Raw genomic sequence first — 14,487 nt, forward strand, 5'->3', positions numbered from 1 at the left:
CGCCAACACGGAGGTGCCCCGCCGAAACCGGCGGGGCACCCGTGGGTGGTTACGGATCGCGTCAGGAAACTTGGAGGCCGCCGTTGATGTCATAGGTGGCGGCCGTAATGTAGCCAGCATCCGGTCCCAGCAGGAAGGCGATCAGTGCCGCCACGTCTTCGCGGGTGCCGACGCGGCCCATCATGATGCCCTCGGACATCTGGGCCTTGCGCTCGTCGCTCAGCGCGCCGCCCATGATGTCCGTGTCGATCGGACCGGGTGCGATGGCGTTGACAGTGACGCCGAATTCGCCCACTTCCCGGGCCAGGGCCCTGGTGAAACCGATAATGCCGGCCTTGGAGGCGCTGTAGGCAACCTTGGAGTAGGTGCCGCCGCCGCGCTGGGCGGAGATGGAGGAGATACTCACAATCCGCCCGAGCTTGCGCTCGATCATGCCCTTGAGCACCCGCTGGGAGACGATGAATGTTCCGCGCATGTTGATGGCGAAAACCTTGTCCCACTCCTCGACGGTCGTTTCCATGAACGGCGTCGGGGAGCTGATGCCCGCCAGGTTGGCCAGGGCCACAATCGGCGGCAGCGAATCTTCAATCTCGGTGATCGCCCGGTCAACGGACGCCGCATCGGAGACATCCGCCCCGACCCCGATGGCCTTGACCGCGCGGTTGGAGCCGATCTCGGCGGCGGCGGCTTTGGCGTCCTCGGCGTTGATGTCCAGGATGGCGATGGACCATCCTTCGCTGGCCATCCGGTCTGCGGCGGCGCGGCCGATGCCTCGGGCCGATGCAGCGCCGGTCAGAACAACTGTGCGTTCGGTGGGGAAAGTGGTTGCGCTCATTTTGTGTTTCCTTTGGGGATGTCGGGGTCAGGAGATCTTGGTGGGGGCCGTGGAGCCGGTGGTCGCTGCGGCGGCCGCGGCCACTGCGGGATCCAGCGCGGCATCGCCCTCGGGGCGTTTGCGGGAGTAGAGGTACGTTGCCACCGCGGTAATGCACAGGCACAGGGACAGGAACAGCAGGCCGCTTTGGTTGCTGCCCGTGGCGTCGTTCAGGAGTCCGACGGCGTAGGGGGCAACGAACCCGCCCAGGTTGCCCAGTGAGTTGATCATGGCCAGGCCGGCGGCAGCGGCCGCCCCCGTCAGGGCGGCGGAAGGCATCGACAGGAACGGTGCGATGGCGCCGTAGATGCCCATGGCCGAGGCCGTCAGCCCGATCATGGCCAGAACGGGGTTGACGGGCAGCAGGTATCCTGCGGCCAGCAGGCCCATGCCGGCCAGCAGCATGCTGACGGCGGTGTGCCAGGCACGCTTCCCGGTCCGGTCCGCACGCTTGCTCCAGAAGTAGACGAAGACGGCGGCCACGGTGTACGGGATGCAGACGATGAAGCCGATCTGGGGCGTGGAGAACTTGCCGAGGGCGGCGACGATGGTGGGCATCCACAGGCCCAGCCCATAGATGCCGCAGACCAGTCCGAAGTAGAGGGCGGAGTAGACCAGGGTGCGCTTGTCCTTGAGGCCAGCCAGGAAGTTGTGGTTGCCGGCGCCGGACTTGACGGCCAGTTCGGCTTCCATGGTGCCGGCAAGCCATTCACGCTCGTCATTGTCGAGCCATTTGGCATCCCGCGGGCGGTCGGTCATGAGGATGGGCGTGAGCAGGCCCAGGAGGATGGCCGGGATGCCCTCGATGATGTAGAGCCACTGCCAGCCCTGAAGGCCCATGACGCCGTCCATCTGCAGGAGCAGCCCGGACACCGGGGCACCCAGGGCGTTGGACACCGGCTGGGCCAGGATGAAGATGCCGAGCACGGTCACACGCTGCGCGGCGGGGAACCAGAGGGTCAGGTAGAAGAGGATTGCGGGGAAGAACCCGGCCTCGGCCGCCCCCAGCAGGAAGCGGACGATGTAGTACGTGGATTCGCCGTTCACCAGGCACATGGCCGTGGCGAAGATGCCCCAGGTAATGAGGATGCGGGCCAGCCACTTGCGTGCGCCGAACCGGTACATGCCTGCGTTGCTCGGGATCTCGAGGAGCGCGTAGCCGAGGAAGAAGATGCCGGCGCCCAGCCCGTACGCGGCGGCGTTCAAGCCGATGTCCTCGCTCATGGTGAGTTTGGCGAAGCCGACGTTGTTGCGGTCAAGGTAGGCGACAAAGTAGAGCAGGACGATCAGCGGCATAACGCGGCGGCGGACCTTGCGGAGCGTGCGCTCGCCGAGCTCGCCGAGTCCGGCGGACTTTTGGGAGAGGGAAGTCATCATCGACCTTCTGTCTAACGGAGGCCCGCACCGGCGGGGGTGGCGGGTCTCCGTGGGGAGGGTGGGGAGGCTCAGTCCGGGTGTACCGGCTCGAAAGGAACTGAGTCAGATGTCAGACATCTGATGGAAGAGCATGAGGAAGAGCATAAAAGAGTGACGTGGGTTACGTCAAGCCCCCGGCCGGCGTGCGACCGTCGGGTCAGGACGCCGCGTTGTGCACGTAGCGCTCGTAGTCCCGGTACGTCTGGTCCATGTGTTCGTCCATGCTGCGGCGGGCCAGCTCGGCGTCGCCGCTCAGGATCCCGTCCAGGACCTTCTGGTGGTACTCGATGGCGTGCACCTGGATTTCCTCGACGGCTGACGTTTCGCGCCGCTTCAGGTACAGGAGCTGCCCCAGCTGGGCGAACAGCGCCCGCACGAACGGATTGCCCGAGGCCTTCAGCACGGCGTCGTGGAAGCCGATGTCCGCCGCCACAAAGGCATCCAGGTCGCCGGAATCATGGAAGCGTTTCATGTCCGCGATGCACTCGCGCATCTGCTGGGCATGTTCGGGGGTGTGGCGTTTGGCCGCCAGCGCGGCGGCCCCGGTTTCCACCATGCGGCGCATCTCAATCAGGCCTGCACCCACCTGCTCCGCCCCGCTGCCGTGCGAGGCGGCCTTGAAGATCGCATCAAGGCCGGTCCAGTTGTCCGACGGATTGACGAAGGTTCCGCGGCCGGCCTTCACGTAAAGGATATTCTGCGCGCGCAGGGCCTTCAGCGCTTCGCGCACCGTCAGGCGGCTGACATCGTAGGCCTTGGCGATGTCAGCTTCAGGGGGAATGGCTTGGTGGGGCTGCAGTTTGCCGTCCAGGATGTCGGCGAGCAGGCCGTCGACGAGGTCGTCAACGAGTGTCCTGCGGCCCATCGCGGCTCCTACCTTCAGTCCTGCCTTTTGCTCCCGGTGCCATCCACATTACAGAAGCCGCCGGACGCGGCGGGAGCCACCGCCCGGCGGCACGGCCCGTATGGGCGCGGCCCAGGCGTCAGGAAGCCCCGGGAGTGCCGGCTTGGCGCCGCCCGGGGGCCGCAACGTAGGCGTCCAGCTTGGCGAGGGTCTGCTCGATGTTGGCCGGATGGCGGCGGAGGTAGCCGGCCAGGCGCAGCAGGATCCTGGCGCGCACCTGCCGTGCGTCCCACTGTTCCGTGACGAGGGTGCCGGGGTTGCCGGCGGCGTCGGTCGCGGGCTCCAGCAGGTACCGCCAGATGTGGCCGCCGAAGTGCCGCCAGGCGATCCGCCGGCCCTCCTCGAACTCGCACACCGTGTTGAGGATCTTGTAGTCCAGTTTCATGTTCATGTCCATGCCGAACTTCGCACCCAGGGCGAGCCGTTCGGGGCCGCGCGGCTGGGCGCCCTTCACGGTGTCCGAACCGTCAATCACGCTGTGCAGCGCGGGGTTGGACAGCACTTCGAAGATGGCTTCCGGAGCGGCCGCGATGAAGCGGCTGCGGGACACGAGATATCTGTTGGTCATCCGCTAAGCCTAGACCTGCGTTGTGGGACAGAAGATCTGTTGCAGAATAAATCATGCAGATTCCGACCCTCCCCCGCTGCGGCCGGCCCCGCATCGGCATTCCCGTCCGGCTCAGCAGCTCCACGGACCCGGATCCGCGGGTGGCTGAGGCCAACGCGCTCTTCGACTACATCGTGGAACTGGTGCGCGACGGCGGCGGCGAACCGGTGCTGCTGACCGCGCCGGAGGAGCCGCTCGAGGCGCTCGACGGCGTCCTTCTTCCGGGCGGCGGCGACCTGGACCCCCGGCGCTACGGCGAGGTGCCCGGTGGCGCCTGCTACGACGTCAGCCACGCCCAGGACGAACTGGACATGTCCATTGCCCGGCGCTCAATCGGCGCGGGACTGCCGGTGCTCGGCGTCTGCCGGGGGCACCAGCTGCTCAATGTGCTCTATGGCGGGACGCTGATCCAGGATATGGATCCGGGGACCGTGGCCCACCGGGAACCGGAGCCGGCAGACGGGGCCGGGCCGTGGGCCTGGCACGAGGTCGAGGTGCAGGGCGGGAGCAAGGTTGCCGGGCTGTACGGCGGGGAAACAGGCGGGGATACAGCCGCCGGCAACGGCGGCGGAGCGAGCGGCACGGGCCATGGCGGCGCAGGCAACGGAACCGCCGGCGTCACCGTCAGGATTGCCTCCGGCCACCACCAGGCCGTGGGCCGGCTCGCCGCCGGACTCGTCGTGACAGCCGTGGCCGCGGACGGGACCGTCGAGGCGCTCGAGGATCCGGAACGCTGGGTGGCGTCCGTGCAGTGGCATCCCGAGGCCCTGGAACTGCCGGCCGAGGAGCGGCTGGCCCCTTTTCGCAGCTTCATTGAGGTGTGTCGCAGCTCTCCCCTGGCCTGAAACGCCCTGCTATTATGAAGTTAGGCAGTATGTCCTATCAAGCGAACATATGCTGAAGAACGTGACCGGCGGCCCAATCTGGGCCCAGGTCCGGGGCACAAGGGAGCGCTTCAACAGTGGCTATTCAAAAAGTGGCGAATCAACTCAAACTCAACGTCGACCGGAACTCCCCGGTCCCGCTCTACCACCAGGTGGTCCAGGGCATTGAAGCCGCGATCCACGGCGGGATCCTTCCGCCGGGGAGCCGGCTCGACAACGAGATCGACCTGGCCGCCCAGCTGAACCTCTCCCGCCCCACCATGCGCAAAGCCATGGACGAGCTGGTCCGCTCGGGCCTGCTGGTGCGCAAGCGCGGCGTCGGCACCCAGGTGGTCTCCAGCCAGGTCCGGCGCCCCCTGGAACTCTCCAGCCTGTTCGACGACCTCAGCAACAACGGAAGCAAGCCCACCACGGAGGTGCTGAGCTTCTCCCACGATGAGGCGGACCCCGCCACCCGGAAGGCACTGGAGCTCCCCGTCGGCGCCAAGGTCTACCACTTCACCCGGCTCCGGAAGGTCGGCGGCAAACCGCTGGCGCTGATGGAGAACTGGGTCCGCGATGACATCACCCCCCTCGACGAGGCGCTCCTGGGCTCACAAGGGCTGTACGGGATCCTCCGCAACGGCGGCGTGAATTTCCGGCTCGCCTCCCAGCGGATCGGCGCCATGATCGCCAACGAATACCAGGCCACCCTGCTGGAAACCACCCCCGGCTCGGCCCTCGTGACCATGGAACGCACGGCCGTGGACGACACCGGGCGCCAGGTGGAGACCGGACACCACGTCTACCGCGCGGATTCCTACAGCTTCGAAATGACGCTCGTCCAAAGATAGGCGCCACCGCGCCAGCTGGCCGTTCGGCGACGCGCGCCCCGCCGTCGCGAACACTGCACCGCGAACACCGCACCGCGAACACCCCACCCCGTCAACTACCCGCGCCCTCCTCCGGCGCGACAACGAAAGGGCAGAACTCATGGCCAACTGGGTCTATCCGCTCGGCACCGCCGCCCAAGGCAGCTGGGACATCTCGCTGGGACCCGTCGATTCCGCCGTGCCGGTGGGAGGCTGGGCCCACACCGGGCTGAAGGTCGCCACGCTGGGCGCCGGGGCCGCCGTCGAACTCCCCGCGGCGGACGAGGAACGCATCGTGGTCCCGCTCAACGGGTCCTTCACGGTGTCCGTCGACGGCGAGGACTACCGGCTGGCCGGCCGGGCGGACGTCTTCAGCGGCCCCAGCGACGTCCTCTACACGGGAACCGGCAGGGCCCTGAGCATCAGTTCGGTCGACGGCGGTCGCGTCGCCGTGGCCACGGCCCCGGCCAAGGCCTCCTACCCGACCCGCCTCATCACGGCCGCGGAGACCCCGGTGGAACTGCGCGGGGCCGGCAACTGCTCCCGCCAGGTCCACAACTTCGGCACCCCCGCCGCGCTGGAGGCGGATCGCTTCATCGTCTGCGAGGTCCTCACACCGGCCGGCAACTGGTCCTCCTATCCCCCGCACAAGCACGACGAGGAGAAGGACGGCGAAACCAGCCTCGAGGAGATCTACTACTTTGAAACCCGGGTGACGCCCGGCGCTCCGGCCCGGCCGGGAGCGGACGACGCGATCGGCTACCAGCGCGTGTACGCCTCGGACGAGCGGCCCATCGACGTCGCGGCGGAGGTGCGGACCGGCGACGTCGTCCTGGTGCCGTACGGCTGGCACGGCCCGGCGATGGCGGCTCCGGGTTATGACCTGTACTACCTCAATGTGATGGCCGGCCCCGGCCCGGTCCGCGAGTGGCTCATCAGCGACGACCCGCATCACGGCTGGATCCGCCAGACGTGGGAAGGCCAGGACCTCGATCCGCGGCTGCCCTTCGGCGCCTGAGACGCCGCAACCCACCCCAGACACAAAAGAATCCCGGAGCCCTTGGGCTCCGGGATTCTTGCGCTCCACCCGGCGACGGAACCGGGTGGAGCGGTCCGTTCAGCCGGCCACGGTCTGGAGCACGCGGACCGGCACGCCGGTTGCGAGGGATTCCTGGGCGGCGTCCGCGACCCGGGAGGCGGCCACCGCGTCCTCCGGGGTGCAGGGGTTGTCCCGGCGCCCCAGGCTCAACTCGACGAAAGCCGCCATCTCGGAGCGGTAGGCCGCCTCGAAGCGCTCGGCGAAGGTCCGGTGCGGCTCTCCGGCCGGGAACGAGACCCCGGCTTCGGCCGAGGCCAGCGCCGATTTGTCGTCCAGGCCGACCATGAGCGAACGGCGGGAACCCTGGATTTCCAGCCGCACGTCGTGGCCCGCCCCGTTGTAACGGGTAGCCGAGACCGTTCCCACGGTGCCGTCGTCGAAGGTCACCAGCGCAAGGGCGGTGTCCACATCGCCGGCTTCCCCGATGGCCGGGTCCCCGTTGTTGGAGCCCCTGGCGTACACCTCGACGATTTCCCGGCCGGTAAGCCACCGAAGGATGTCGAAATCGTGGACCGAGCAGTCCCGGAACAGTCCTCCGGAGCTGGCCAGGAACTCGACCGGCGGCGGGGCCATGTCGCAGGTGACGGCGCGCAGCGAGTGGATCCAGCCCAGTTCCCCGGCTTGGTAGGCGCGCCGGGCCTCAAGGTAGCCCGCGTCGAAGCGGCGCTGGTGGCCGATCTGGACCATGCCGTGCCGGTCCCGGATGTAGTCGAGGACGGGCAGTGCGTCGGCCACGTTCAGGGCTACGGGCTTCTCGCAGAAGACCGGGATTCCGGCGTCCACTCCGGCCTTGATCAGCTCCGGATGGGTCCCGGTTCCGGTGGCGATGACGAGTCCGTCCAGCCCGGAAGCGAGGAGCGCTTCCACGGAGGGCAGGAACTCGGCACCGAGCCCGGCGGCAATGGTACGGGCGTGCTCTTCGGCGACGTCGGTGAGCCGGAGCCGGACGTTGATGCCCTGCGGGTTCAGGACGCCGTTGAGCCCGGCGATGTTGTTGGCGTGCATCACGCCGATCCGCCCCACCCCGATCAGTCCGAGGATTACGTCTTTCATGCGTCTGCTCCTGTGCGTAGTGCGGGGATGGTGAATGCCGCCCGGAAAGCCTCCAGCGCAGCGTCGCTGTTACCGCTGGCCCAGGCTTCCATGCCCACGGTGCCGTTGTAGCCTGCCTCGGCGAGTGCCCGGGCGACGGCCGCGTAGCTGATTTCACCGGTTCCCGGTTCGCAGCGGCCCGGAACATCCGCCACCTGGATCTCACCGATGTGGGGCAGGGCGGTCCGCACCAGTTCAATGAGGTTCCCCTCCCCCAACTGGGCGTGGTAAAGGTCCAGCATAAGTTTCACCCCGGGGTGGCCGGCGGCCGCCACGAGCGCGAGGGTATCCTTTGCCCGTGCCAGCGGGATTCCGGGATGGTCGAGGATGGTGTTGAGGTTCTCGAGGCAGAACGTCACCCCGTATGTCTCGCCGAGCCGGCCGAGCCGCTCGAGGGTCCGGGCCCCGGTGATCCACATCGGCCCGCTGGACCGGTAGACGGGACGGGCCGCGTGGCCGTCGATGAGCTCGGCCGGGTGCACCACCATCCGGCTCACGCCGAGCTCCAGGGCGGTGGGGATCAGCGACTCGGCCGTCCGCACCACCTCATCGGCCGAGTCGGGGTCCACCAGGCTGCCCGCGGTGTAGCCGGTCATGGACGAGAACACGGCCCCGGTGGCCTTGAGGGCTCGGATGTCTTTGGTCCTGGAGTCCCAGAGTTCGACGTCGAACCCGGCCTCGTGGATCCGGCGCACCCGCTCCGTGAACGGGAGGTCGGTGAAGACCATCTCCGCGCAGACGGCCAGGCGCATCAGAGGACTGCCGTCTCGTTGACGGCGGCTGTGTTGACGGCCACGGGGGTGCCGCGCTTAACCGACTCGATGCAGGCCAGCGCCACGGCCAGGGCGCGCCGGGCGTCAACAGCCCCGGGCGTGAGCGAGTAGGCGGCCGACGGCGGCGTGGTGCCGTCGCGCCGTGCGCGCACGGCGTTGGCAAAGTCGATGAGTTCATCGGTGTAGGCCTGGCGGAAGAGCTCAATGTTCAGCCGCGGGGTGTCGGCCGACATCCCTTCGGCGGTGAACCGGCGCGCGGCGGTTTCCGTGGCGCGGCCGGCCTGGACCATGCCCTTGGAGCCGAAGACTTCCCCGCGGATGTCGTAGCCGTAGAGGGCGCTGAAGTTTGCCTCGGCCACCGCGATGGAACCGTTGCTGTAGCGGATGGTCACGACTGCCGTGTCCAGGAAGCCCTGGTCGCGCAGTCCGGGTTCCACCAGCGCGTCGGCAACGGCGTAGACCTCCACCGGTTCGGCGCCTTCGTTGAACCAGTTCAGCGTGTCGAAGTCGTGGATCAGCGTTTCCAGGAAGACGGTCCACGCCGGGACCCTGGCTGCGTGCGGGATGCTTCCCGTGCCGGGATCCCGGGTCAGCGACCGCAGCAGTTGCGGCGTTCCGACGGTTCCGGCGGCGAGGTCCTTCTTGGCGGCCTGGAAGTCCGCCGCGTACCGGCGGTTGAAGCCGATCTGGAAATGCACTCCTGCTGCCTCCACGGCGGCCAGGGCGGTGTCGAGCTCGTCGAGCCCCTGCCCGGCCGGCTTCTCGCAGAACACATGCTTCCCGGCGGCGGCGGCCTGGGCGATCAGCGCGGAGTGGAAGCGCGCCGGGCTGGCAATGATGACGGCGTCGATTTCCGGGTCGGCGAGGATGTCGCCGGCGTCGGCGGTCACCTTGCCGGCTCCCAGTGCGGCTGCCAGCGCGCCGGCGGATTCCACGTTGGGGTCAGCGATGGCCGCGAGCTCGGCGTCCGGAACCCGGCGGGCGATGCTCTCGGCGTGGAACGCGCCCATCCAGCCGGAGCCGATGAGTCCGATGCGCACGGGCGCGGGGAGACTGGTGGAGTCTCGGTTCAGGTAAGCCATGGGCTCGTCCTTTCAAAGGTAATCACAAATTTGTCTGGGAGCCGGTCCGGGTGTGGCCGCGAATTCCGGGCCGGGGTTTGGCCGGCCCATGAAGAAGCAGGGCCAGGCCCGGACGGGCGGGCCCTGCTCTCCCTTGGTGCTAGTAGGGGTTGCCGGTGGTCTGGGCCACCCCGGCCACTTCGCTCTGGACTTCCTTGACGACGTCGCCGTGGCCGCCGAGCTGTTCGAGTTCGTGGGCGAGTTCGGCGAGTTCGGCGCCGCCGGCCATCTGGGCCGTCAGTTCGTCGAGGGTGATGTCCTTCTTGTCGTAGTAGCCGATTGACTTGCCGCGTTTGAGCAACAGGAACCGGTCGCCGACAGGGAAGGCGTGGTGCGGGTTGTGGGTGATGAAGATGACGCCGAGACCGCGGTCGCGGGCCTGCAGGATGTATCGCAGGACCACGCCGGACTGCTTCACGCCCAGGGCAGCGGTGGGCTCGTCCAGGATCAGGACCTTCGCGCCGAAGTACACGGCCCGGGCGATCGCCACACACTGGCGTTCACCGCCGGAGAGCTGGCCGATGGGCTGTTCGACGTCGCGCAGGTCGATGCCCATCGCGGCGAGTTCCTTCAGCGTGATCTCCTTCATCTTCTCGACGTCCATGCTCTTGAACGGGCCGAAGCCGGAGGTCAGTTCCGAGCCGAGGAAGAAGTTCCGCCAGATCGGCATCAGGGGCACCACCGCGAGGTCCTGGTAGACGGTGGCGATGCCGGCGTCCAGCGCGTCGCGGGGGGAGGTGAATTTGCGTTCCTCTCCCATGACCTTCAGGATCCCGGCGTCGTGCTGGTGCAGGCCGGCGATGATCTTGATCAGGGTGGACTTGCCGGCGCCGTTGTCGCCCAGGACGCAGGTGACGCGGCCGTTGTCCACGGCCATCGTGACATCGCTCAGGGCGATGATGTTGCCGTAGTGCTTGGCGACCCCGTCGAGGGAGAGCAGGTGCACGGGGGTGTGGGTGAGGGGGTCTCTTTCGTTCTGGAGCAGCGTTTGCTGGTCGATCTCTTTGGCGTTCATGTTCTTCGGGGCCCCTTTACTTCAGTTCCGCGCGGCGCTTGACGATGAGGTTGACGATGGTGGCCAGCAGCAGCATCAGGCCCAGGAAGAACTTGAACCAGTCCGGGTTCCACTGGGCGTAGACGATGCCCTTGTTGGCCATGCCGAAGATGAACGCGCCGATCGCGCCGCCGATCGCCGAGCCGTAGCCGCCGGTGAGCAGGCAGCCGCCGATGACCGCGGCGATGATGTAGAGGAATTCGTTGCCCACGCCTTCACCGGACTGCACGGTGTCGAAGGCGAAGAGGTTGTGCATGCCCAGGATCCAGCCGCAGAACCCCACGGCCATGAACAGGCCGATCTTGGTGGCCTTGACCGGCACGCCCACGGCGCGGGCGGCGTTGGCGTCCCCGCCGACGGCGAAGATCCAGTTCCCCACCCGGGTCCGCATCAGCACCCAGGTGGCCACCGCGACGAGCGCGAACCAGATGAACACGGTGATTTTGACTTCGACGCCGCCGATGCTGACCGAGGAGGCGAACACCGCCCGGGCCGAGGCAAAGCCGTCCATGGCTGCGATGGACGGTGAGGACACCGAGCCGCCGATCAACCGGGTCAGGCCCAGGTTCAGGCCGGTCAGCATCAGGAACGTCGCCAGGGTGACGATGAAGGAGGGCAGCTTGGTCTTCATCAGGATCCAGCCGTTGATGAAGCCGATGGACAAGGAGACCACCAGGGCCAGGGCCACACCGACCCAGACGTTTGTGCTGAAGTACCAGCTGAACATCGACGCGGTCAGTGCCGAGGAGATCACGGCGACACCGGTGGAGAGGTCGAACTCCCCGCCGATCATCAGCAGGGACACCCCCACCGCCATGATCCCGATCGTGGAGGAACCGTAGAGGATGGTCGCCAAGGCGTTGGGCTGGGTGAATGTCGGGGACACCAACGCGAAGAAGACGAAGAGGACGATGGCGCCCACCAGGGCACCGACCTCGGGACGTCCGAGGAGTTTCTGGAACGGACTGCGCTTGGCGACGCGTTCATCGGGCGCCGCCGGCTTTGGCTTGGTCTGGGTGATGGTCATGATGATTCTCCTTGCTGCCGGGCCGGCCTTGACCGGCCCGGCCAGCGGACTGTTAGCGGATGCCCTGCTGGGCGAACTTCAGGACATCAGCCGCGTTGCTCTTGTCGACGATGCTCGGGCCGGTGAGGACCGACTGGCCGCCGCCCAGCTTGAAGCCGCCGCGCTTGTTCTGCCAGAGCGCGTCAATGGACATGTAGCCCTGCAGCCACGGCTGCTGGTCCACGGTGAAAAGAACAGCGCCGTCGACGATCTTCTGCGCGAGGTCCGCGTTCAGGTCGAAGCTTGCAACCTTGGCTGAGCTGCCGGCGTCCGTGACGGACTTGAGGAGCGTGAGGGTGATGGGGGCCCCCAGGCCGATGATCACGTCGGCGTCCTTGGTAGCCTGGAGCTTGGCGGTGGCGGTGGACTGCACGGCGGTCATGTCCTTGCCGTCGACGTAAAGGATTTCCGCTCCGGGCACCTTGGCCTTGACGCCTGCACAGCGGGCTTCAAGGCCGACGTGGCCTTGCTCCTGGATCACGCAGACCGGGTGCTTGTAGCCCTCTGCCGCGAGCCTGGCGCCCACGGCCTGGCCTGCGAGCTGCTCGTTGGAACCGAAGTGGGTGAACGCTCCCAACTGCGTCGAAACACTCTCACCGGCGTTGAGGCTTACGATGGGGATGCCGGCGTCGGTGGCCTTCTTCAGTGCGTCTTTGAGGGCTTCGGGCTTGGCGAGCGTGACCGCGATGCCGTCGACCTTCTGGTCGATGGCCTGCTGGATCAGCTGGGCCTGCCGGCCGGCTTCGGGATCGGACGTGTACAGCAGCTCAACGTTGTCCTTCGCAGACGCCTCCTCGGCGCCCTTGCGGACGATGTCCCAGAAGGTGTCGCCCGCCGCGGCGTGGGTAATGAGGGCGACCTTGATGCGGGCGGTGCCGGCGGCTTGGCCGCCCGCGCCGGCAGCGTTGCCGCTGTCTGCGGGCTTGCCGCCGGTGCTTGAACATGCGCTCAGTGCCAGCATCGGGACAACCGCTGCTACCAGGGTTGCCTTGCGCCAGGAAAATTTAGCCACCGTGAATCTCCTTTGATCTCAGCTCCGGGCTGCTAGATTGCAGCCGCCGGAATAATGCCTACCTCGATCATGGTGATTTAGATCACTTCTGTCAATAGTTTGTCCTGACATTAGGATGTAATCACGTAATTAATGCGGTGGTGCGCGTAAAGAACCTTCGGATTGACTGTGATTCCACGACCCGCGGCCCAGCCGGAAACGACGACGGCGGCAGGCCCAGGCCGCCGTCGTCGTCGTCGCTGTTGTCGCCGCCACGGCAGCGATGGCCGCGATGGCCCCTGCGATGGGGGGCCGCTAGGCCCGCTGGACGTCCACCTTCTCCCGCTCGCCGTCCGCGCGGCCGGCGTCGGCTCCGGGAGCCGCTCCGGTTCCGGCGGCCCCGGCGGTCCCGGAGGCTTCCGGGCGCGGGGCCTGTCCGGCGCCGTGCCGTTTCGCGGCGACTGCCGCGAACACCATGACGCCCAGGCCCAGCAGCGTGATTCCGGCGCCGGCCCAGATGGGCGAGGTGTAGCCGAGGCCGGCGGTGATGGTCACGCCGCCCATCCACGCGCCCAGGGCGTTGCCCACGTTGAAGGCGCCGATGTTGGCGCCGGACGCCAGGGTGGGCGCCGTCGTGGCGTACTTCATGACGCGCATCTGCAGCCCGGGGACGGTGGCGAAGCCGAAGCCGCCCAGCAGCACCATGGAAGCGATGGTCACCGGCTGGCTGCCGGCGGTGAGGGCAAAGACCACCAGGACAACCACCAGGGCGGCGAGCGCCACCAGGAGGGTGCGGTCCACGTTCCGGTCCGCCGCCTTGCCGCCCGCAGTGTTGCCGATGAAGAGTCCCACACCGAACAGGATGAGCAGCCACGGCACCGTGGAGGCCGAGAACCCGGTGACCTCGGTGAGCGTGAAGGCGATGTAGGTGAAGGCGCCGAACATGCCGCCGTAGCCCAGGATGGTGACCAGGATCGAGAGCCAGACCTGCCCGGAGCGGAAGGCACGCAGCTCCCTGCGGAGTGCGCCACGGGCAGAACCGGGTGCCGCCTCGCCCGTACCGGTTTTCGGCACCAGGGTGAGAATGCCGAGCAGCGCGAGCACACCGATGCCCGTAATCGCCCAGAAGGTGGACCGCCAGCCGGCGGCCTGGCCCAGCATCGTGCCGAACGGCACCCCCAGCACATTGGCGGCCGTAAGCCCGGTGAACATGATCGCGATTGCCCCGGCCTTCCTGGTGGGGGCGACCATGCTGGCGGCAACCACCGCGCCGATGCCGAAGAAGGCGCCGTGCGCGAGCGCCGCGATGATGCGTCCGGTCATCATCAGCGCGTAGTCGGGCGCAATGGCGGAGACCAGGTTGCCGGCAATGAACAGCACCATCAGCACGGCCAGCACCGGCTTGCGCTCGAAGCGTGTCACGGCGGCGGTCAGGAGAAGGGCCCCCACAACGACGGCGAGCGCGTAGCCGGAGATGAGCCAGCCCGCCGAGGCCTCGCTGACCTGGAAGTCCGCGGCCACTTCGGGCAGCAGGCCCATGATGACGAACTCGGTGAGTCCGATCCCGAACCCGCCGAGGGCGAGTGCTATCAGGCCAATAGGCATGGAGATGCTCCTTCAAGAACTGTACGGAAAGAAATGCGAAGCGTAAGCTATTAGTTGCAGACGCGTTATTTATTGTTGCACAAGCAACTATCCCGCGCAAGCAACTAAATTGTGGGCTGTCTGTGTTCCTGGATATCCGGGGCGGGCAGG

General features: G+C 67.4%; 14 protein-coding genes. 3 read left to right on the plus strand and 11 right to left on the minus strand.

What is annotated here, in order from left to right; genetic code table 11:
* Nucleotides 1–61 precede the first annotated feature (61 nt).
* The 4 genes from QCD75_RS00230 to QCD75_RS00245 form a co-directional block, all read right to left on the minus strand.
* On the minus strand, nt 62–835 hold the full coding sequence (locus QCD75_RS00230) for an SDR family NAD(P)-dependent oxidoreductase (RefSeq protein ID WP_301224510.1): 774 nt from the start codon (nt 833–835) through the stop codon (nt 62–64).
* A 27-nt stretch (nt 836–862) separates the two neighbouring features.
* Nucleotides 863–2,251 carry an MFS transporter gene (locus QCD75_RS00235; RefSeq protein WP_441005416.1) on the minus strand — a complete coding sequence of 463 codons (1,389 nt, stop codon included), beginning with the start codon at nt 2,249–2,251 and terminating at the stop codon, nt 863–865.
* 196 nt (nt 2,252–2,447) lie between these two features.
* The gene (locus QCD75_RS00240; RefSeq protein ID WP_301224514.1) at nt 2,448–3,155 is read right to left on the minus strand and encodes a FadR/GntR family transcriptional regulator; all 708 of its coding nucleotides are present in this window, start codon (nt 3,153–3,155) and stop codon (nt 2,448–2,450) included.
* Between the two features lie 118 nt (nt 3,156–3,273).
* Nucleotides 3,274–3,762 (minus strand): polyketide cyclase / dehydrase and lipid transport, encoded by a 489-nt coding sequence (locus QCD75_RS00245; protein ID WP_301224516.1) that lies wholly within the window; start codon nt 3,760–3,762, stop codon nt 3,274–3,276.
* 53 nt (nt 3,763–3,815) lie between these two features.
* Between QCD75_RS00245 and QCD75_RS00250 the strand changes: the two genes are divergently transcribed.
* The 3 genes from QCD75_RS00250 (at nt 3,816) to iolB (ending at nt 6,554) form a co-directional block, all read left to right on the plus strand.
* Nucleotides 3,816–4,646: a gamma-glutamyl-gamma-aminobutyrate hydrolase family protein gene (locus QCD75_RS00250; protein ID WP_301224518.1), complete on the plus strand. Its 831-nt coding sequence runs from the start codon at nt 3,816–3,818 to the stop codon at nt 4,644–4,646.
* A gap of 131 nt (nt 4,647–4,777) precedes the next feature.
* A complete protein-coding gene (locus QCD75_RS00255) occupies nt 4,778–5,518 on the plus strand; it encodes a GntR family transcriptional regulator (RefSeq protein WP_301224758.1) in 741 nt (246 codons plus the stop codon).
* A gap of 139 nt (nt 5,519–5,657) precedes the next feature.
* On the plus strand, nt 5,658–6,554 hold the full coding sequence (gene iolB, locus QCD75_RS00260; RefSeq protein ID WP_301224520.1) for a 5-deoxy-glucuronate isomerase: 897 nt from the start codon (nt 5,658–5,660) through the stop codon (nt 6,552–6,554).
* 99 nt (nt 6,555–6,653) lie between these two features.
* Here iolB and QCD75_RS00265 read toward each other — a convergent pair whose 3' ends face one another.
* The 7 genes from QCD75_RS00265 to QCD75_RS00295 form a co-directional block, all read right to left on the minus strand.
* Nucleotides 6,654–7,688: a Gfo/Idh/MocA family protein gene (locus QCD75_RS00265; protein WP_301224522.1), complete on the minus strand. Its 1,035-nt coding sequence runs from the start codon at nt 7,686–7,688 to the stop codon at nt 6,654–6,656.
* Complete coding sequence (locus QCD75_RS00270) at nt 7,685–8,479, minus strand: TIM barrel protein (protein ID WP_301224524.1); 795 nt, start codon at nt 8,477–8,479, stop codon at nt 7,685–7,687. The genes QCD75_RS00265 and QCD75_RS00270 overlap by 4 nt, the downstream gene beginning before the upstream one ends.
* Nucleotides 8,479–9,582, minus strand: coding sequence for a Gfo/Idh/MocA family oxidoreductase (locus QCD75_RS00275; RefSeq protein ID WP_301224526.1), 1,104 nt, complete (start codon nt 9,580–9,582; stop codon nt 8,479–8,481). Before QCD75_RS00275 ends, QCD75_RS00270 begins: the two co-directional genes overlap by 1 nt.
* Nucleotides 9,583–9,721: 139 nt before the next feature.
* Nucleotides 9,722–10,636, minus strand: a complete 915-nt coding sequence (locus QCD75_RS00280; RefSeq protein ID WP_301224528.1) for an ATP-binding cassette domain-containing protein — start codon at nt 10,634–10,636, stop codon at nt 9,722–9,724.
* Between the two features lie 16 nt (nt 10,637–10,652).
* Nucleotides 10,653–11,702: an ABC transporter permease gene (locus QCD75_RS00285; RefSeq protein ID WP_301224530.1), complete on the minus strand. Its 1,050-nt coding sequence runs from the start codon at nt 11,700–11,702 to the stop codon at nt 10,653–10,655.
* 52 nt (nt 11,703–11,754) lie between these two features.
* Nucleotides 11,755–12,753 carry a substrate-binding domain-containing protein gene (locus tag QCD75_RS00290; protein ID WP_301224532.1) on the minus strand — a complete coding sequence of 333 codons (999 nt, stop codon included), beginning with the start codon at nt 12,751–12,753 and terminating at the stop codon, nt 11,755–11,757.
* 294 nt (nt 12,754–13,047) lie between these two features.
* On the minus strand, nt 13,048–14,337 hold the full coding sequence (locus QCD75_RS00295) for an MFS transporter (RefSeq protein WP_301224534.1): 1,290 nt from the start codon (nt 14,335–14,337) through the stop codon (nt 13,048–13,050).
* Nucleotides 14,338–14,487: the final 150 nt, after the last annotated feature.

Source organism: Arthrobacter sp. PsM3 (genome assembly GCF_030433895.1).
Classification (GTDB): Bacteria; Actinomycetota; Actinomycetes; order Actinomycetales; family Micrococcaceae; genus Arthrobacter.